Origin of the sequence: Methylobacterium sp. J-076, from assembly GCF_022829405.1 — a bacterium.
In the GTDB taxonomy this organism is placed as follows: Bacteria; Pseudomonadota; Alphaproteobacteria; order Rhizobiales; family Beijerinckiaceae; genus Methylobacterium.
In genome coordinates, this window is record NZ_JAKSXW010000130.1 from 39,715 (window position 1) to 58,644 (window position 18,930).

An 18,930-nucleotide genomic window follows, 5' to 3' on the forward strand; every position below is an offset into this window, starting at 1 on the left:
CGCCCTTGCGCGACGGGCGCCCCTTGGTCATAGGCCCCCCATGCGGCCTCCGACACGAACATCCGCCACGCCGTCGCCGCGGATACCCTCACCCCTGGTCCAAGGACGCGCCGCCCCCGAGCGGCCGGCCGGGCGCGCGCTTCGGGACCGGCCCCGTGGCTGATCCGCTGGCCTTCCTCGCCGGGGGTGGCGAGGCCGCGCGGATGATCCGCGAGCGGGACTGGACCGGCCATCCCCTCGGCCCGCCGGAGCGGTGGCCGCCGGAGCTGCGCGTGGCCCTGAGCCTCGTGCTCAACTCGTCGGAGAGCATGATCCTGGCCTGGGGGCCGGACCTCACCTTCTTCTTCAACGAGACCTATTTCCCCCTGCTGGGGCCGCGCCTGAGCTGGGCGATGGGCGAGCGCTTCGACGCGGTCTGGGCGGATGCCTGGGACCAGGCCAAGCCGATCATCGACGACGCCTTCGCCGGCCGCTCCACACGCTTCAACGACCTGCCCTGGACCCTCGGCACCGACCGGGGCGACGCGCTGACGTGGTGGAGCTTCTCGTATTCCCGCGTCCTCGATGCCGAGGGCGGGGTGGCGGGCCTGTTCATCCTCACCAACGAGACCACGGAGCGGGTGAAGGCCGAGCGGCGCCAGCGCGACTTCGAGGCCGCCCTGCGCGCCGAGCGGGACCGGGCGCACGACGTGCTCGACAACATGGGCGAGGCCTTCGCCCTCCTCGGCCACGACCTGCGGATCGCCGACATCAACGCCGAGGGCCTGCGCATGGACGGGCGGCCCCGCGAGGCCATCGTCGATCGCCCCTATCGCGAGGCCTACCCGGACGCCGACCCCGCCCTCGAGGCCGCCTACCGCAAGGCGATGGCCGAGGAGCGGCCCTTCACCCTGGAGCATGCCGCGGCCGGCGCGGACGGGCACGTCACCTGGATCGACATCAGGGCCTATCCGGTCGGGGGCGGGCTGGCGCTGTTCTACCGCGACATCACCGCCAAGATGATCCAGCGGGAGCGGCTCACGGCCAGCGAAGCCCTGGCGCGGGAGAACGCCGACCGGGTGCAGATCGCCCTCTCGGCCGGCGCGATCATCGGCACGTGGTTCTGGGACCTGACCGCCGACCGCTTCACCGTGGACGAGGCCTTCGCCAACAGCTTCGGGCTCGACCCCGCCCTGGGGCGGACCGGGCTCAGCCTCTCGCAGGTGGTGGACACCGTCCACCCGGACGACAAGGCCGGCCTCGCGGCGGCCATCGAGGAGGCCATCGCCCGGGGCGGCGCCTACGCGCACCAGTACCGCGTGCGCCGGGTCGACGGGAAGTACTACTGGCTGGAGGCCAACGGCCGGGTCGACCGCGCCTCGGACGGCACGCCGCTCAGCTTCCCCGGCGTGCTCATCGACCTCGATGAGCGCCGGTCCCTCGTGGCCGAGCGCGACCGGGTGCGGGCGGCGTTGCACGAACAGGCCGTCGAATTCGAGGTCCTGGCCGACAACATCCCGATCCTGTGCTGGATGAGCCGGGCGGACGGGCACGTCTACTGGTGCAGCCGCCGCTGGTACGACTACACCGGGGCGGCGGCGGACTCGCTCCTCGGCTGGGGCTGGACCGTCGCCCACGATCCGGCGGTGCTGCCGGAGGTCCTGTCGCGCTGGAACCGCTCGCTCGGCACGGGCGAGCCCTTCGAGATGACCTTCCCCCTGCGCGGCCGGGACGGGACGTTCCGCCCCTTCCTCACGCGGATGGTGCCGATCCGCAACGCGGAGGGCGCCATCGAGCGCTGGTTCGCCACCAACACCGACATCGCCGAGCTGCGCGCCGCCGAGCAGGCCCTGCGCGACCTGAACGCCACCCTGGAGCAGCAGGTGGCCGCGCGCACCGCCGAGCGCGACCAGATCTGGAAGGCCTCCACCGACCTGCTCTGCGTGGCGAATTTCGAGGGCTACATCGTCAGCCTCAACCCCGCCTGGGCGGCGACCCTGGGCTGGAGCCCCGAGGAGATGACCGCCCGGCCCTTCGTGGACTTCGTCCACCCGGAGGACGTGGCCGCCACCGTGTCCGCCGCCGCCGGCCTCGGCCGCGGGGCGCCGCAGCTCGCCTTCGAGAACCGCTACCGCCACCGGGATGGGAGCTACCGCTGGCTCTCGTGGAACGCCGTCTCCAAGGATGGGAAGATCTACGCGACGGTCCGCGACGTGACCGTGATGAAGGACCAGGCCGAGGCCCTGGCCCATGCGGAGGATGCCCTGCGGCAGGCGCAGAAGATGGAGGCGGTGGGCCAGCTCACCGGCGGCGTCGCCCACGACTTCAACAACCTGCTGACGATCATCCGCTCGTCGGTGGACTTCCTCCGGCGCCCGAACCTGCCGGAGGAGCGGCGCACCCGCTACATGGACGCCATGTCCGACACGGTGGACCGGGCGGCGAAGCTCACCGGCCAGCTCCTGGCCTTCGCCCGGCGGCAGGCCCTGCAGCCGGAAGTGTTCGATGTCGGCGCGCGCCTCGATGAGGTCGCCGACATGCTCAACTCGGTGACGGGGGCGCGCATCCGGGTGCGGACGGAGCAGCCGGAATCCCGCTGCCACGTCCGCGCCGACGCGAGCCAGTTCGAGACGGCCCTGGTCAACATGGCCGTCAACGCCCGCGATGCCATGCGCGGCGAGGGCGAGATGGCGATCCGGGTCTCCCGCGGCCAATCCCTCCCCGCCATCCGCGGCCATGCCGGGGCCGCGGGCCCCTTCGTCGCCGTGGCGGTGATCGACGGAGGGTGCGGGATCCCGGCGGACCACCTTTCGCGGATCTTCGAGCCGTTCTTCACCACGAAGGAGGTCGGCAAGGGGACGGGGCTCGGCCTCAGCCAAGTGATCGGCTTCGCCAAGCAGTCGGGCGGCGACGTGGACGTCACCAGCACCCTCGGCCAGGGCACGGTCTTCACCCTGTACCTCCCCGAGGCCGAGGCGGTGCCCGGCCAGGCGGGGGAGGACGCGCCCGACGAGCCGGTCCCGGAGGGCCGCAGCCTGTGCGTGCTGGTGGTGGAGGACAATCTCGAGGTCGGCCGGTTCTGCACGCAGATCCTGGAGGATCTCGGCCACTCGATCGTCTGGGCGCACAATGCGGAGGACGCCCTGGCCGAGATCGAGCGGGTGCCGTTCCGGTTCGAGGCGGTGTTCTCCGACGTGGTGATGCCGGGCATGGGCGGCATCGAGCTCGCCAAGCGCCTGCGGACGAGCCACCCGGACCTGCCGGTGATCCTCACCTCCGGCTACAGCGACGTCCTCGCCCGGGACGACGGCCACGGCTTCGACCTCGTGCGCAAGCCCTATTCCGCCGAGCAGGTGGCCGGCGCCTTCCGCAAGGTCGCCCTCCGGGGCCGGCCGCGGAAACGGAGCCCCCTTTAGGCGGTTGCCGATGGGGGCGACCCCCGGATCCCGGCGGAAGGGTGCAGCATGGACCGACCGGAACCGCGCGAGCCTCGCCTGCCCGAGAGCCTGACGCGCCACCTCGAGGGATCGCGGCGGGCGATCTGGCCGACGCCGGACGACCGCCACCGCCCCCGCACGGGCGCCCACCGCCCCCGGCTCCCGAGCCGGGTGTTCAAGGGCGTCTGGCTGTGGGCGGCCGCCTACAACCTCATCGGCGCGGCGATCCTCGCCCTCCTCTGGGCGAGCATGGGCCGGTGAGCCGCGCCGGGCGCATCCCCGCCGCGACGGGGCGCGGCCGGAGCAGAAAGGCCCGCCGGGGCTGTTGACCCGTCCGGCCTTTCCCCCTAAGTGACGGCGTCCCGGCGGCAACGCCCGGGCCAGCCTCCCGGCCGCGAACACGCTATGGGAGTGCGAGCCGGTCAGATGGCTCATTGGGGGATAGTTTAACGGTAGAACGGTGGACTCTGACTCCTCTAGTCCTGGTTCGAATCCAGGTCCCCCAGCCACCTCTTTTTAACCCGTTATTCTCAGACAGTTAGGTCGGGCGTGCCCGCCCGCCGGAACACGCCGCCGTGACAGTCCGGCGGGTGCTGGGGTCGTTTCGGTCTCACTCTATCCCATGCCGCAGCATCGACCGGTCGGCCTCGCTTCGGGTGTCGGCGAGCGGCACGGTCGCGACCACGCATGTGCTTCCGAACCTGCGGCCAGGCATGGCTTGAGCCAGCGCGCTCAAGGCGACGATTCGGATTACAGATCCTGGCAGGAACCGCTTCGGCGCTGCGTTGCCCGGCGGCGCGGGCAGTCCGGGCCGCGGCCGTGTTCCTTGCGCCCGGTGCCGCTCCGAGTTTCGTAGGGCCATCGCGCTGCACGAGGCGATCGCGACTTCGCCGCGCTACAGCAGTGAAAGCGGAGTGCACCGGCACCACGGCGGGCATCGATCACGCAGGCGTGTGTCCCTCGCTGAACGCCACCTGATGAGAGGTGGAACGCTCATCGCTCATCCCAAGGCCTTCGGTCCATGCGACGCATGGGGATGAATGCAACTATAATATAATTCACTGGCTAATATTCAATCGACGATAGTTCGTAGAGAAGCGATTTTCCGCAACACAAATCGTTGTCATAAATATTACATACGACTCAGTTCCAAGGGCTTTTATCCCTAATCGCATCCCGATGGAAAATCGGGGCAGGTTCAACGCAGAGTGTGCGACGGAAGACCGATTTTTCCTTTCTGGACCACGATCACCCTCGCCCACTCTGGCGCCTCCACCGCCCGTTCGATGTGGCGCGGGGGAGGTTGCCCCCCGCTGGGCCCCTGAGCCGCCGCCTGATCGAGGGGGCGAGGCCCGCTTCGGCACCGCATTCCCTCGTGCCCTTCGCCGACGGCAGGCGCGGCGGCAGGCTGCGCATGTCCCAGAATGTTCGACCGTTCAGGCGGGTGCCACCCGCTCTCGACGTTCCGACGTTCGTCTCAGACTCGGCTCAGTCGGGCGACCCCGGCGGGCCGTGACCCGCCCGGAAGCACCGATGGCGGTCGCCCTCACCCTTGAACCCCGCATCTTCACGACAAGGACCATCCGATGGCCGACCCTTTGCAAAACGATCGCCTTGGCCGAGACCGGGTGCAGCCCGAGCGGCCGGGGATGGCCGATACGACGTCCGATACAGCCGTGCATCAGTGGCTTGACGCGCTTGGCGATGCAGTCCCGGACAGCGTCAAGAGCGATTTTGCAAAGGTGGGCGACGACGCCACAATGCTGCTGAATTGGTTCATCGACCATGAGCGTGGCGATCCAGCGATCGACACCGCCATGCCGCAGAACATCAAGGACGCGGAAAGTCGCCTGCTCGCCAATGATGCGGTGTCGAAGCGCATCATTGTGGCGGACGGGCCCGATAAGGGTAAGATTACGCGCGACACGTTGAAGAACCTAGTCCACGATGTCGACAGCGCTGCCAAATCTGCCAAAACATCATGGAACGCGTTCAAGGGGGCCAACAAGTCGGCAGATGCGGCGACGTTCCAAATGGCGTTGGATGCAAACCTCCTACAGGCGAACGTACTGCTGTTGGACGCCGCCGCGCCGGACTCGAAGATCGACGGCAATTTCGCCGTCGCCGATTTGCTGGCGGTGTCGAGCGGCGACAGTCACGTCCCGGAGGCCCTGAAAAACGCGGCTGCGCTCTACAGCCAGCCCGGCATGTTCGCCATGCTCGATACGGGTGGCATGGACGTCACGTCGTCTCACGAAGACGGATTGGCAGATCAGAATAACATCGGAAAATACGTCTCCCTCGAGCTGAGCTCCGTGAAACCGGATCAGCTCGGCGCGATCCTGAATGAGGCAGCTGACCACAACGCCGTCGCAGGCATCGACATCTCGCAACTCGACCATGACGTCTTCGACCACCCGAAGAAATATACCGGTGCGCAGAAGGCTGCGGTGATGCAGCACCTCGCCGATGCCAAGTCGCGACTCGAGGCCGGACTCTCTGCGACTGACTTTTACTCCCCATCTTGGGCCGCAGAGGGGTTCAATGAGAACCCCAACCAAATCATCGGTGATTTGAGGGGCAGGATCAGTCAGCTTTCCAGCGATGAAGATGTCCAGAAGTTCATCGCCGATACTCACGGCGCGGCTCTTCGAAACATCGTCTCCGCCGACCCGGGGCTGAAGGAGAGATTGAAAACTATCTACAAAAATGATGTTCAGAATGGACGTTTGCTGAAAGACGTGCTCAGTGCCAAGGACTCGAACGGCAAGACGGTCTCGCCGGAGGATGGGCTGGCGTCCTATATGCAGACTGCCACTGCCCTATATACTGTGTTTAAAGAAGATATGAAACTTCCAGACGTTATCGATCTTCAGTCCATGGTAAATAATTCAGGACAGATCGATGTATTGCAGAAGGCATTCGCTGACAATATTCTCAGCGGAAAAACGTTGCGCGAGGATATTGAGAACGGAGTCGAGATTGGAACGGCGATCGATCGCTTCACGCGCGATGCCGCTCATTTCGGCGCGGTCCTGCCGGGCGATGTCATGACGGCGCATATCGAGGATCTGAGGCGGACCGTATCCGATACTATCACAGACAGCCATGTCGACACTTCGACCACCGAGGAACTCACCGCCGCTCTCTCCGACGCAAACGGCAACCTCGACGAGCCGAAGATCGCCCAAATCATTGCACAGGCCGAGGCGCAGGGCGCGGACATCTTGACCGCGAGTGATGGAACCAAAATCCAGCCCAACCAGCTCATCGGAGCGATCAACTCGGTGTTCACGGCAATACGTAAAGGCGTCAAGCTGAAGGATGCGCTCTCGAAGCTGGACTCGTCCAGACCGCCGCTGGACGGGCAGAAACCGCTTACACAACTTTACAACAGAGGTGTGATACACGGAGTTGGCGCGTTGATGCTTGGTGCCGTGATTGCGGTAAGGCAGGCGGATTTAGCGCCCCAGGGCCGTCAGAAGCTGACGATCGGCGAGTTAACCGCGTGTATGCAACTTATGGGTGCCGCACTCGAGGGCGGATCCAAGTATATGAAGGATACCGGACGGGGGCCACTGTCGCCGAGAGCTATCAAGCTTATGGAGGCAAATGGCAAAATGATCGGCGGTGCAGGCAGCGCGATCGCCGGTGTGTTTAGTCTCATCGCCGGCGCCCAAGCGGCCAAGAATGGGGATAAGGCGGGAGCGGGCGTTAATTTCACCTTCGGCATAACAAACTTCTTCGCCGGTGCCTCTGCGGCCATTGAAGGCGGCGTTAATTTCTTGGAAGCCGGTGGTGCCAGGATCTTTGGCGTTCAGTTAGGGGAGAGCGCAATGAACCTTCTGGCAACCCTTTCCCCGCGGCTGGCAGTGCTCAGCTCGGGTCTCGGCTATTTCGCGGCCGCGGCGTTTGTGCCGACCTTGTTCGGGTATGGCATCTACCTCTTAGTCGACGGGAGGAAACGGGTCGTCAATTTTCAGGAGGCATCCATACCGGAGCTTAAGCAGTTCGGAATTACGGGCGGCAAGTCCCCGGCGCCCTATGCGCCGGCCGAACAGTATCCGTTCGCGCCATCCTGATCCGCTGTCCTGAAACCTTCGGCCGCGGTCGGCGCGGGTTACTCTCCGGTGCCGACCGAAGCCACCGACGCGACTGCCGGTCGGTGTCGCCGCCTCGGTGGGTGGCGTCAGCCGACGCGGCCGGTGCTATTGCTAAGGAGGCTAAGCGTCCCGCGCATCCGAGGCCGCCGCACGGCGCCGGCCGGTGGACTCCCGAATGAGGCCAAGCCCCCTCACGCCCGGCGCATCCGCTGCGAGACGGTGAAGCGCCCGGCCGGATGGAGGGTCGAGGACATCTCGATGATCTTGCCGGCCCCGTCGAGGTAGTGCCGCAGGATCCGGAGCGCGGGCGTGCCGGCCTCGGCCTTCAGCACCCCCGCCCGGACCGCCGGCAGGGCGATGGCCTCCACGTCCTGGCGGATCTCGGCGCAGCTGCGGTGGTGGTGCTGCTCGACCAACGTGCTGATCAGGACGTCCGGCGAGGCCCGGGCGACCTCACCGAGATCGGCATAGGCCGGGTCGAGGTAGACATCCGTCCAGCCCACCGGGGCGCCCCCCGGCCTGCCGTCCCGGCGGATGCTGGAGATCCGGAACCAGGCCGTACCGGGCGCGCAGCCGAGGTCCGCCGCCAGCGCCGCGTCCACGGTGACGTCGCCCGTTTCCCGGACCTCCCGCACATGGGTGGCGCCGAACTGGATCAGATCCTCCAGGGAGGCCAGGGGCTGCCGGTAGCCGCTCGTGGGCACGCTCGCCTCGACCCGGGTGCCCGCCTTCTTGTTGCGCGAGATCAGACCCCGGTCCTGCAACTGGCGGATCGCCGTCCGCATGGTGTGGCGGCTCGTGCCGTAGTGCTCGCACAGCTCGAGTTCGGTCGGCAGCAGCGACCCCACGGGGAACCGGCCCGAGGTGATCCCCGCCGTCAGGTCCCGCGCCACCTGCGCCCACAGCGTCTCGCTCATCGTCCCAGCCCCGGCCCCTGCACTTTCCTGCATCCGTCCGGTTGACGTAATGTCCGGACATGAGGTAATCGCATCAATGTCCGGACATAAACGAGTCGGGCGCGTTTCGCCAGGAGGAAACCATGACACGCCCGCTGCCCCCCGCCGCGACGACCGCCATCGACTCGCTGCTGTTCCGCGACGCCTTCGGCACGCCGGCCATGCGCGCCGTGTTCTCGGACCACGCCCTGATCCAGCGCTACATCGAGGTGGAAATCGCGCTCGCCAGGGCCGAGGCGGCCTGCGGCGTCATCCCCGCCGAGGCGGCGGCCTCCATCGCCGAGCGCTGTGATTTCGCCACCCTGGACTTCGACCTCCTGCGGTGGGAGACCGACAACGTCGGCTACCCGATCCTGCCCCTCGTCCACCAGCTCGTGCACCAGTGCGGCGAGGCGGGGCGGTACGTCCACTGGGGCGCCACCACCCAGGACATCATGGACACGGCCAACGTCCTGCAGGTCCGGGCGGGCCTCGCGATCGTGGAGGCCGACATCGCCGAGCTGCGCACGATCCTGGCCGACCTGTCGAGGCGCTACCGGGATACGCCGATGGCCGGGCGCACCCACCTCCAGCAGGCGCTGCCGGTCACCTTCGGCTACAAGACGGCGATCTGGCTCGCCATGCTCGACCGGCACGCCGAGCGGCTGGAGCAGCTGAAGCCCCGGGTGCTCGTGGGCGAGTTCGCGGGGGCGGCGGGCACGCTGGCCTCCCTGGGGCAGGACGGCCTGCGGGTGCAGGAGGCGTTCTGCCGTGAGCTCGGGCTCGGCCAGCCGGCCTCCACCTGGCACGTCGCCCGCGACGGATTCGCCGAGACGGTGAACCTGCTGGCGCTGGTGACGGGCTCCCTCGGCAAGATCGCGCTCGACATCATGCTCATGGCCTCCACCGAGTTCGCGGAGGTCTACGAGCCCTTCGTCACCGGGCGCGGCGCCTCCTCCACCATGCCGCAGAAGCGCAACCCGATCTCCTCGGAGCTGATGCTCGCCGCCTCCAAGGGGGTGCGCCAGCAGGCCGGGCTGATGCTCGATGCGATGGTGCAGGATTTCGAGCGCGCCACCGGCCCGTGGCACGCCGAGTGGCTGGCGATCCCGGAGAGCTTCGTGCTCACGGCGGGCGCCCTGCATCAGGCCAAGTTCGCCCTGGGCGGGCTGATCGTCGATGAGGCGCGGATGCGCGACAACCTCGGCATCAGCCGCGGGCTGATCGTCGCCGAGGCGGTGATGATGGCGCTGGCCCCCCATACCGGACGCCAGCAGGCCCACGACCTCGTCTATGCCGCCTGCCGCGTCGTCAACGACAAGGGCGGAACGCTGGCCGAGGCCCTGGCGCAGGTGCCCGAGGTGACGGCCCATTTCGACCGCGCCGCCATCGACCGCCTGACCGATCCGGCGAACTACCTCGGCGCCGCGCCCGAGATGGTCGACCGCGTGCTCGCCAGCGCCCCGCGCCGGGCCTGACGGCCAAGCCCGCTCCACCCCCGATCCCCCACGCGCCGATCCGCCGGGCTCGTCCCGGCGGCAACGAGAATGCGCGCCGCCCATCCCCCGGAGGACGCCATGCCCATCGCCAGCCTTGACACCACAGCCCCCTCACCCACGCCGCCGCCGGCCGCCGCCACGCGCCGCAAACCGCTCTGGACCAATCTCGGCCTCCAGATCGTCCTCGCCATGGTGCTTGGCGCCGCCACCGGCTTCCTCGTCCCCGAGGTCGCCGTCCCGCTGAAGGTGCTCGGGGACATCTTCCTGCGGTTGATCAAGACTGCGGTGGCGCCGCTCGTGTTCCTGTGCGTCGTCGTCGGCGTCGTCTCGGCGGGCGACTTCAAGCGGGTCGGCAAGGTCGGGCTGATCGCGATGCTCTACTTCGAGATCGTCTCCACGATCGCCCTCGGCATCGGCCTGCTGGCGGGCAACCTGCTCGGCGTCGGCAAGGGCATGGCGGAATCCACCAAGGCGACCCTGGCCCAGGGCAAGGCGCCGACGGGGGCCGCCGCGCCGCACTCGACGCTGGACTTCATCCTCAACATCTTCCCCGACAACTTCATCGGCGCCTTCGCCAAGGGCGAACTGCTTCAGGTGCTGGTCATCGCGCTGATCTTCGGCGCCGCCCTGCTGCACCTGCCGCCGGAGAAGCGCCAGCCGATCGAGGCCGGGCTCAACAGGATCTCGGACGCGTTCTTCGAGTTCATTCACCTGATCATGCTGGTGGCGCCCATCGGCACCTTCGGTGCCGTCGCCTTCGCCGTGGGATCGAGCGGCACGGCCGTGCTCCTGTCGCTGATCTACCTGATCCTCAGCTTCTACGCCGTGGTCATCGTCTTCATCCTGGTGGTGCTCGGCACGATCTCGGCCATGTTCAAGATCAACCTGTTCCAGTTCCTGAACTTCATCCGCGAGGAGATCTACATCGTCCTCGGCACCGCCTCCTCCGAGAGCGTGCTGCCGCGCCTCCTCGAGAAGCTGCCGACCTACGGCTGCTCGCGCCAGTCGGTCGGCCTCGTGCTGCCCACGGGCTACGCGTTCAACCTCGACGGGACCTCGATCTACATGTCGATGGGCGTGATCTTCCTCGCCAACGCCTACCACGTGCCCCTCGACCTCGGGCAACAGGTCGGCATCCTGGCCATCATGCTGCTCACCTCCAAGGGGGCGGCGACGGTGTCGGGCGGCAGCTTCGTGGTCTTCGCGGCCACGGTGGCGGCGACCGGCGTGCTGCCGCTGGAGGGCCTGCCGATCCTGTTCGGGGTCTACCGGTTCATGTCCATCGCCATCGCCACCACCAACGTCATCGGCAACAGCGTGGCCACCGTGGTGACCGCCAAGCTCGCCGGCGAGTTCGATCCGGCGATGGCCCGGCAGGCGATGGACCGCATGCGGGCCGCGCGGGCGGGGGCGGCCCTGGCAGGCTGACGCGCCTCGACGGTCCGGTCAGTCTCGAGGAGTGCGCCCCGCCGAAGGCCGTGCCGGTGGTCCAGGGGCTCCGGGTGGGGATGTCGGGAGTGTCGCGCCCGGCACCCTCGGTGAGCATGAGCGTCGGAGCCCGGCGGATCCCGCGAGGCCCGATGCGGTCACCCCCGCGGTGCACCGCTCAGCGGGTTTTCGGGGTCCCAGCCGTAATGCAGGGTTTCGAAGCGCATCGAGCGGGCATCGACCATCAGCAGGCGGCCGACCAGCGGCTCCCCAAAATCGGCGACGGCGCGGATGACCTCCATCGCCATCAACGAGCCCATCACCCCCGCCAGGGCGCCGAGGACGCCGGCCTCCGCACAGGGCGGGACGCTGCCCGGCGGCGGTGGGCTGGGGAACAGGCAGCGATAGGTCGGGTTCGGGCGCCCGTCCGCGCCGCGTTCGTGTGCGCGGAGCGTGGTGAGGGTGCCGTCGAAGCGCCCGAGGGCCGCCGTCACGAGGGGCCGGCCGGCGTGGTAGCAGGAGTCGGACACAAGGTAGCGGGTGGCGAAGTTGTCCGAGCCGTCGGCCACCACGTCATAGCGGGCCATGAGCGCCGCCGCGTTCTCCGGGCCGAGGCGGAGGGCATGGCCCTCCACGGTGACGTGCGGGTTGAGGCGGGTCACGGCGTCGGCCGCGCTCTCCACCTTCGGGCGGCCGATGTCCCCCGTGCCGTGGATGACCTGTCGCTGCAGGTTCGACAGGGACACCGTGTCGTCGTCGGCGATGCCGATGGTGCCGATGCCGGCCGCCGCGAGATACTGGATGAGCGGCGCACCGAGCCCGCCCGCCCCGACCACGAGGACCCGCGCCGCCTTGAGCTTCGCCTGCCCCGGCCCGCCCACCTCGGGGAGGACGAGGTGGCGCGCGTACCGTTCGATCTCGTCGCTGTCGAAAGCCATGGGCCCAAGGATGTCCCGCGCCGGCCGGAGACGGCGCGTGGGTCACGGTGGGGCGCCGCCTCAGCGCGGCGCGAGGATCATGATCATCTGGCGGCCTTCGAGCATCGGCTCGCTCTCCACCTTCGCGATCTCCGCCGTCTCGTGCTTCACGCGCTCGAGCAGCTTCAGGCCCAGATCCTGGTGGGCCATCTCGCGGCCGCGGAAGCGCAGGGTCACCTTGACCTTGTCGCCCTCTTCGAAGAACCGCTGCACCGACTTCATCTTGGTGTCGTAGTCGTGCTTGTCGATGCCGGGGCGGAGCTTGATCTCCTTCACCTCGACCGTCTTCTGCCGCTTGCGCGCCTCGTTCTGCTTCTTCTGTTCGTTGAAGCGGAAGCGGCCGTAATCGAGCAGCTTGCAGACGGGGGGAACGGAGTTGGGCGCGATCTCCACGAGATCGAGACCGGCCTCCTCGGCCAGGGCCAGCGCGTCGAAGAAGGGAACGACGCCGCGGTTTTGCCCGGTATCGTCGATCAACTGCACGTCTCGCACCCCGCGGATGTCGCGGTTGGCGCGTGGCCCGTCCTTCTGCGGGGCCGGCATGGCTCTCATCGGTCTACGAATGGCTGTGGTCTCCTGCTTCAACGACAAACGGCGGTCGCGATAGACCCCTCCCAGGATCCTCTGACCGCCAGCCGTTCCGGTCCGTTCCGGAGTCGACACCTTGCCGCAAGTGCGTCGCGAGTCAACGGGGTTGCGTGACGAAATGGCTCATGGTGCAGCGCGCGACACGGCGATCGGTTCCGCCTCGGTGCGATGTGAGGCCTACGGGCCATCGCCGCAAGGCCGCGATGCCTGGGCTCAGCGGTCGCGCCCGAGCAGTTCCGCGTAGACCGCGAGGGTGTCCCCCACCATCCGCTCCAGGGAGAAGTTCGCCTCCACATGGGCGCGGCAGCGCCGGGCCAGGGCGTCCCTCGCGCTGGCCCCGAGGGAGAGCGCCTCCGTCAGGGCGGCGGCGAGGGCCGCCGCATCGCCCGGCGGGACTCGCCAGCCGGTGCGCTGGCCCGCCGGCACGTCCGGCGGGGCGAGGACCGTCTCCGGCACGGCCCCGAGGTCCGACACGACCACCGGGGTGCCGAGGGCCTGCGCCTCCACGGCCGCGCGGCCGAACGCCTCCGGTTCGATGGAGGGGACGGCGACCACCGAAGCGGCGCGGAAGGCGGCGGGCATGTCGGTGCAATGGCCGACCCGGCGGACGACGCCCTCCAGGCCCCTGGCGGCCACGAGGGCGTCGATCTCCCGCTCGTAGCTGGTGCGCCCCTGCGGATCGCCGGCCAGCACGATGGCGAGGTCGGGCACGCCCTGGTCGCGCATCCGCGCGGCGGCCTCGATCAGCAGCCGGTGGCCCTTCCAGGCGGTGAGGCGCGCGGCCAGCAGCACCACCCGCTCGTGCGGCGCCACCCCCCAGGCCCGTCGGAGGGCTTCGACACGGCCTGGCACGACGGCGTGGGGGTTGAAGGCGCCGAGATCGGTGCCGCGGTAGATCACCCGCAGTTTCCCCGCGGCCTCCGCGGGGTGCAGCTGCTCGATCAGGTTCGCCGTGTAGCGGGAATTGGCGATCACCACGTCGCCCCGCGCCATCACCGAATTGTAGAGCACCTTCACGCCCGTCCGGCCGGAATAGCTGCCGTGATAGGTGGTGACGAACGGCAGGCCGAGGCGCCGGGCGGCCCCGAGGGCGACCCAGGCCGGGGCGCGGGAGCGCGCATGGACGAGCTGCACCCCCTCGCGGCGGCACAGGGCCGCCAGCTTCATCGTGTTCACCGCCATGCGCAGGGGGTTCTTGGACGCCGCGGGGAAGCGCAGCCAATGCCCGCCCTTCGCCTGCAACTCCCCCACGAGGCGGCCGCCCTCCGTCGCCACCAGGGCGCGGGCGCCGGCGGCGGCGAGGGCGGCGGCGACGTCCACCGTCGTCCGCTCGGCGCCCCCCGCATCGAGCTCGGGGATGATCTGGAGCACGCAGGCCCCGGCGAGGCGCCCCTCGGCCACGGGGAAGCCCGGCACCGCCTTCGCCTCCCCCACCATGGTCGGTCCCCCCGAGAGAAGCCGCCCGATGCCGGCCGATCGTTGCCACGTGTCCACGAAAAGCCCTGTCCCCATCGATTCAGCATGGCGGTCGCGCTTTACGGTCCGGTAAACGGACTCTGAAGCTCGGACGTTCGTTTCGAGCATTTCCACCAAGAGGTCGGGGAATGGCGGACACGCACTTCGTCATGGCGGTCGAGGGCCACGGGCCCAAGCGGGAGATCGCGGGGCGGGTGCGCGACGGCGCCGGCCCGCCCGTGGTCTGGCTCGGGGGCTTCCGCTCCGACATGAATGCGACCAAGGCCAGCGCCCTCGACGGCTGGGCCGAGGAGGCCGGGCGGCGATTCGTGCGGTTCGACTATGGCGGGCACGGCGCGTCGGGGGGACGCTTCGAGGAGTGCACGATCTCGTCCTGGCTGGACGATGCCCAGGCCGTCATCGCGGCCCATGCCGACGAGGCCCCCGTGCTGGTGGGCTCGTCCATGGGCGGTTGGATCGCCTGCCTCGCCGCCCGGGAACGCGCCCGCCAGGGCAAGCGCACTGCGGGCCTCGTGCTCATCGCCCCCGCCCTCGACTTCACCGAGGCGCTGCTCTGGGCGAGCCTCCCGGAGGATCAACGGCGGGCGATGGAGGCCAGGGGATACCTGAGCGTGCCGAGCGAGTACGACCCGCGCCCGACCGTGCTGACGATGAAGCTGGTGGAGGACGGGCGGGCCCACCTGATGCTCGGCGGCCCGGTCACACCCGGCTGCCCGGTCCACATCCTCCAGGGAGGGCGGGACCCGGACGTGCCGCACGCCCACGCCTTCCGCCTGCTGGAGCGCCTGCCCGCCGAGGACACGGTGCTCACCTTCATCGCCGACGGCGACCACCGCCTCTCCCGGCCGCGCGACATCGCGCGGCTGGTCGCGGCGGTGGCCGGGATCACCTGAGGTCAGTGCAGGCTGACGGGCTGGAGGTCCTGGGCAAGAGCGTTGGCCAGGACCGTCTCACGCGAGTCGGCGAGCATGATCGGCGCGCCGCTGGCGGAGAGCAGGGCGAACAGGTCGAGGCCGGGGGTCAGGTCCGGCGCCTGCGGGAAGAGGCGGCGCACCTCCTCCGACCGAATCGGGCGGACATAGGCGATGTGTCCCTCGCCGAGGATGGCGAGATCCGCCGGCTGGAAGGACGCGGCGTCGAGATCGGCGCCGGTCAACGGTGCTGTGTTCAATGCGGACATGGATGCCCTCCTTCGAGGCAGAGCGTCGGTCCCGGCCCCAGAAGGCGACCGGGGGTACGATCCCGATGTGGGGAGCCCCCCGGGCGAGATCAATCGCGCGCGAGGATGTCGATCCGGCGCACCACCCGCTCCGGCTCCGGCCGCACGAGGTCGATGGAGAGCAGGCCGTTCGACAGGTCGGCGCCCATCACCTCCATCCCGTCCGCCAGGAGGAAGGCCCGCTGGAACTGGCGGGCGGCGATGCCCCGGTGCAGGAAGTGGCGCTCCCGGTCCTCGACCTGCCGGCCGCGCACGAGGAGCTGCTTCTCTTCCAGCATCACGTCGAGCTGTTCGCGGGTGAAGCCCGCCACCGCGAGGGTGATGCGCAGGCGCTCGGGCTCCCGGTCGGTGCGGGGCAGGCGCTCGATGTTGTAGGGGGGGTAGCCGTCGTTGGCGACCTTCGACACCCGGTCGAGGGCCTGTTCGATCTCATCGAAGCCGAGCAGGAAAGGGTGCCCGAAGGGCGACGGTCGGGTCATCGCGGGCTCTTCTCTCAGTGCGAGGCCTCAGGCCTGTGGACGACCCGCGCCCGCCCGGCCTTCGAGCGCCTCGGCGCCACGGAGCCCGCACGGGGCAGCACTCCGCCCGGCGGAACCGCCGGGACAGGTAAGATATGGCCGAGCGGTTCCGGGCCATCAAGGGAGCGGCGGGGCTCCGCCTCGGCACGGGGGCGCCACCCCCGCTTGCGCCCGACCGCGCCGGGCCGGATTTCGGGCGCAAGAGACGGCACGGGCTCAGGAATTCGCGGGCCCTGGAACCGCGTTGCCAGATTTTCCCGCTAACAGTTTGGAACGGCTCTGATTTTTGCTCCGGCCCTTGAAGCCGGGCGCGGTTCCCGATACCTCGACACCGCGAATGCGGCGCCCTTCCGGCCGCCGTGTCCCGGCGCTCCGCTACGGCGCGGCTTCTGTTCAGGAGGTGCGATTGCAACCGTCGGTCCCGAATGCCCGCAATCCCCTGCGGCGCGTCGCCGAGGCGTGCCGGGACGAGGCCGAGATCCTGGCCCTCTCCGTGGCCCGCTTCGTGGCGGCCGGCTACATGACCGGCGACGTGGCCTGCTGGGACGCCGCCTTCAACGGCGCCGAGGAACTGCTCGGCTCCCATGAGGGCGGGCGTTTCGTGGCGGGGATGGTCGGCATCGTGCGGGCGCTGCGGGTCGAGCACGACGGCGACTGGTCGTTCATGCCCGCGAGCTGCTGCCGCCTGACCGGGCACGAATGCGCCCTCGTCGCCCTGATCGGCCGGGGCCGCCGGGGGGCTTGGGACGAAGTGGCGCAGGAGGCCGCCGCGCTGGCCGGGCGCGAGGCGGCGCCGCGCCTGACGGCGGCGGTCTGCGCGGCCGCCGAGACCATCGATGCGGCGGCGGTGCGCCTCGCACCCGCATGCCGCGGGGCGGGCGTCCTCCATTGAGACCGCGAACGGACACGACGAGAGGGATATTCGACAGTGCTTGACCGGGGCCATCTCCATCCGCGCGGCGCGGCGATCCGCTCCGCCCTCGTGTCCGGCGTCCTCGCCCTGGCCCTCGCCGCCCCGGCGGCGGCCCAGGAGGCGGCGGGCGAGAAGCCGGCGCCGATCAAGCTCCAGCTCAACAAGCTCGACCCCGCGGGGGACGCCTGCCGGGCGACCATGGTGGTCGACAACGGGCGTGGCGGTGCCCTGAAGAGCTACAAGGTCGACCTGTTCGCCTTCGACACCGACGGCGTGGCGCAGAAGCGCGTGACCGTCGAGCTCGGGCCCGTCGCGGCGCGCAAGACCATCGTGAAGCTGTTCGATTTCCAGGGCATCGCCTGCCCCAAGATCGGCCGGATCCTGCTCAACGATATCCTCGCCTGCGACGGGGCCGAGGGCGCCCGCGAGAGCTGCCTCGACCGCACGGAGATCGACAGCAAGGCGGGCATCCCGTTCGACCGCTGAGGCGGACGGGCCGAACCGAGACTTTCGCGCCCGGGCGGCTGCCGCCCGGGCGCATCCGGCTTTGACGGTGGCGCGCGTCGCGGGCCGCGGGGCCGGCCGCAGACACCCGACGCCCTAGTCCCGACGCGAGGAGCCCGACATGGATCCGACCCAGGCCGCACCGATCGACGCCCACGACTTCTCGTTCCTCGGCCTCTTCCTGCAGGCCGACCCGATCGTGAAGGGCGTGATGATCCTGCTGATCATCGCCTCCATCGCCTGCTGGACCGTGGTGTTCGAGAAGATCGTGCGCCTCGCCGCCGCCCGCCGGCAGGCCAAGGCGTTCGAGGCCATGGTGCGCTCCGGCGGCGCCATCGATCCGGCGCTGAAGGGCATCGCCGGCCACGTCGCCTCGGCGGCGGTGGAGGCGTGGCGCGACCAGGACCAGACCGAGACCCGCGCCGAGCGCCGGGAGCGGATCGAGCGCGCCATGCGCGGGGCCCTGGCCATCGAGATGAAGCGGCTGAAGGCCGGCCTGTCCCTGCTGGCGACCTCGGGCTCCACGGCCCCCTTCGTCGGCCTGTTCGGCACCGTTTGGGGCATCATGAATTCGTTCTCGTCCATCGCCCGCAGCCAGGACACATCCCTGGCCGTGGTGGCGCCGGGCATCGCCGAGGCCCTGTTCGCCACGGCCATCGGCCTCGTCGTCGCGATCCCGGCGGTGATGGCCTACAACAAGCTCACCAGCGATGTCGGAGGCGTCCAGAGCGCCTTCGCCTCCAGCATCTCCCTCCTGGGCAACCGCCTCGCCCGTGACCGGGCCGGGCAGCACCGCGCCGCGGCCGAATAGGCCGGGGGACGGGCGGCGGAACGGGAAGACGGAGAGAGAGCATGGCGATGGTCACGAGCCGGTCGGGCGACGGCGCGGGCGACGAGGACGGCCTCGACGCGGCCCCGATGGCGGACATCAACGTCACGCCGATGGTCGATGTGATGCTGGTGCTGCTGATCATCTTCATGGTCGCGGCGCCGCTGATGACGACCGGCGTGCCGGTGCAGCTCCCCAAGACCTCGGCGCCCAAGGTCGCCCAGGCCAAGAAGCCCCTGGAGATCACCGTCGACAAGGACGGCAACCCCTCCATCGCGAAGGAGGTGTTCACGATGGAGAGCATCCTGCCGCGCCTGCGCGAGATGGCCGCCGAGAACAACGACCAGGTGATGCTGGTCCGCGGCGACCGGGACGTGCCCTACGGCAAGGTCATGGAGGTCATGGGCCTCGTCGGCCAGGCGGGGTTTTCGAAGGTCTCCCTCGTCGCCCAGTCGCCGGGCGGCCCCTCGGCCTCCCCGGCTTCCGCCCCTTCGCCGGCCTCCGCCCCCACCGCGCCCTGAGCCG

General features: G+C 69.4%; 16 protein-coding genes and 1 tRNA gene. 11 read left to right on the forward strand and 6 right to left on the reverse strand.

Features of this window, described 5'->3' with window-relative positions; genetic code table 11:
• Positions 1–155: 155 nt before the first annotated feature.
• The 4 genes from MKK53_RS14220 to MKK53_RS14235 all read left to right on the forward strand — a co-directional run bounded on the left by MKK53_RS14220 (position 156) and on the right by MKK53_RS14235 (position 7,498).
• Positions 156–3,395, forward strand: a complete 3,240-nt coding sequence (locus MKK53_RS14220) for a PAS domain-containing sensor histidine kinase (RefSeq protein ID WP_243929354.1) — start codon at positions 156–158, stop codon at positions 3,393–3,395.
• A gap of 48 nt (positions 3,396–3,443) precedes the next feature.
• Entirely contained in the window at positions 3,444–3,677 is a 234-nt protein-coding gene (locus MKK53_RS14225; protein WP_279599037.1) for a hypothetical protein, read from the forward strand.
• 174 nt (positions 3,678–3,851) lie between these two features.
• A tRNA-Gln gene (locus MKK53_RS14230) sits at positions 3,852–3,925 on the forward strand.
• Positions 3,926–5,002: 1,077 nt separating this feature from the next.
• Positions 5,003–7,498: a type III effector HrpK domain-containing protein gene (locus MKK53_RS14235; protein WP_243929355.1), complete on the forward strand. Its 2,496-nt coding sequence runs from the start codon at positions 5,003–5,005 to the stop codon at positions 7,496–7,498.
• Positions 7,499–7,710: 212 nt separating this feature from the next.
• Here MKK53_RS14235 and MKK53_RS14240 read toward each other — a convergent pair whose 3' ends face one another.
• On the reverse strand, positions 7,711–8,436 hold the full coding sequence (locus tag MKK53_RS14240; RefSeq protein WP_243929356.1) for a GntR family transcriptional regulator: 726 nt from the start codon (positions 8,434–8,436) through the stop codon (positions 7,711–7,713).
• A 122-nt stretch (positions 8,437–8,558) separates the two neighbouring features.
• On the opposite strand from MKK53_RS14240, the gene MKK53_RS14245 reads away from it, so the two are divergent.
• Both MKK53_RS14245 and MKK53_RS14250 read left to right on the forward strand, forming a co-directional pair.
• Positions 8,559–9,932, forward strand: coding sequence for an adenylosuccinate lyase family protein (locus tag MKK53_RS14245; protein ID WP_243929357.1), 1,374 nt, complete (start codon positions 8,559–8,561; stop codon positions 9,930–9,932).
• 99 nt (positions 9,933–10,031) lie between these two features.
• Positions 10,032–11,381: a cation:dicarboxylate symporter family transporter gene (locus MKK53_RS14250; RefSeq protein ID WP_243929358.1), complete on the forward strand. Its 1,350-nt coding sequence runs from the start codon at positions 10,032–10,034 to the stop codon at positions 11,379–11,381.
• Between the two features lie 158 nt (positions 11,382–11,539).
• On the opposite strand, the gene MKK53_RS14255 is transcribed toward MKK53_RS14250, so the two are convergent.
• The 3 genes from MKK53_RS14255 to MKK53_RS14265 all read right to left on the reverse strand — a co-directional run bounded on the left by MKK53_RS14255 (position 11,540) and on the right by MKK53_RS14265 (position 14,383).
• A complete protein-coding gene (locus MKK53_RS14255) occupies positions 11,540–12,319 on the reverse strand; it encodes a HesA/MoeB/ThiF family protein (RefSeq protein WP_243929359.1) in 780 nt (259 codons plus the stop codon).
• A 60-nt stretch (positions 12,320–12,379) separates the two neighbouring features.
• The gene (gene infC, locus MKK53_RS14260) at positions 12,380–12,901 is read right to left on the reverse strand and encodes a translation initiation factor IF-3 (protein ID WP_243929520.1); all 522 of its coding nucleotides are present in this window, start codon (positions 12,899–12,901) and stop codon (positions 12,380–12,382) included.
• Positions 12,902–13,159: 258 nt separating this feature from the next.
• Complete coding sequence (locus tag MKK53_RS14265; RefSeq protein WP_243929521.1) at positions 13,160–14,383, reverse strand: glycosyltransferase family 4 protein; 1,224 nt, start codon at positions 14,381–14,383, stop codon at positions 13,160–13,162.
• Between the two features lie 167 nt (positions 14,384–14,550).
• On the opposite strand from MKK53_RS14265, the gene MKK53_RS14270 reads away from it, so the two are divergent.
• Positions 14,551–15,315, forward strand: a complete 765-nt coding sequence (locus MKK53_RS14270; protein ID WP_243929360.1) for an alpha/beta hydrolase — start codon at positions 14,551–14,553, stop codon at positions 15,313–15,315.
• A gap of 2 nt (positions 15,316–15,317) precedes the next feature.
• Here MKK53_RS14270 and MKK53_RS14275 read toward each other — a convergent pair whose 3' ends face one another.
• Positions 15,318–15,602, reverse strand: coding sequence for a DUF1150 family protein (locus MKK53_RS14275; RefSeq protein WP_243929361.1), 285 nt, complete (start codon positions 15,600–15,602; stop codon positions 15,318–15,320).
• 89 nt (positions 15,603–15,691) lie between these two features.
• The gene (locus MKK53_RS14280) at positions 15,692–16,120 is read right to left on the reverse strand and encodes an Hsp20 family protein (protein ID WP_243929362.1); all 429 of its coding nucleotides are present in this window, start codon (positions 16,118–16,120) and stop codon (positions 15,692–15,694) included.
• A 445-nt stretch (positions 16,121–16,565) separates the two neighbouring features.
• Between MKK53_RS14280 and MKK53_RS14285 the strand changes: the two genes are divergently transcribed.
• The 4 genes from MKK53_RS14285 to MKK53_RS14300 all read left to right on the forward strand — a co-directional run bounded on the left by MKK53_RS14285 (position 16,566) and on the right by MKK53_RS14300 (position 18,926).
• The gene (locus MKK53_RS14285) at positions 16,566–17,051 is read left to right on the forward strand and encodes a hypothetical protein (RefSeq protein WP_243929363.1); all 486 of its coding nucleotides are present in this window, start codon (positions 16,566–16,568) and stop codon (positions 17,049–17,051) included.
• A gap of 36 nt (positions 17,052–17,087) precedes the next feature.
• Positions 17,088–17,558 carry a Tat pathway signal protein gene (locus tag MKK53_RS14290; RefSeq protein WP_409564333.1) on the forward strand — a complete coding sequence of 157 codons (471 nt, stop codon included), beginning with the start codon at positions 17,088–17,090 and terminating at the stop codon, positions 17,556–17,558.
• 139 nt (positions 17,559–17,697) lie between these two features.
• Positions 17,698–18,387, forward strand: a complete 690-nt coding sequence (locus tag MKK53_RS14295) for a MotA/TolQ/ExbB proton channel family protein (RefSeq protein ID WP_243929364.1) — start codon at positions 17,698–17,700, stop codon at positions 18,385–18,387.
• Positions 18,388–18,428: 41 nt separating this feature from the next.
• Positions 18,429–18,926, forward strand: coding sequence for an ExbD/TolR family protein (locus MKK53_RS14300; RefSeq protein ID WP_243929365.1), 498 nt, complete (start codon positions 18,429–18,431; stop codon positions 18,924–18,926).
• Positions 18,927–18,930 lie beyond the last annotated feature (4 nt).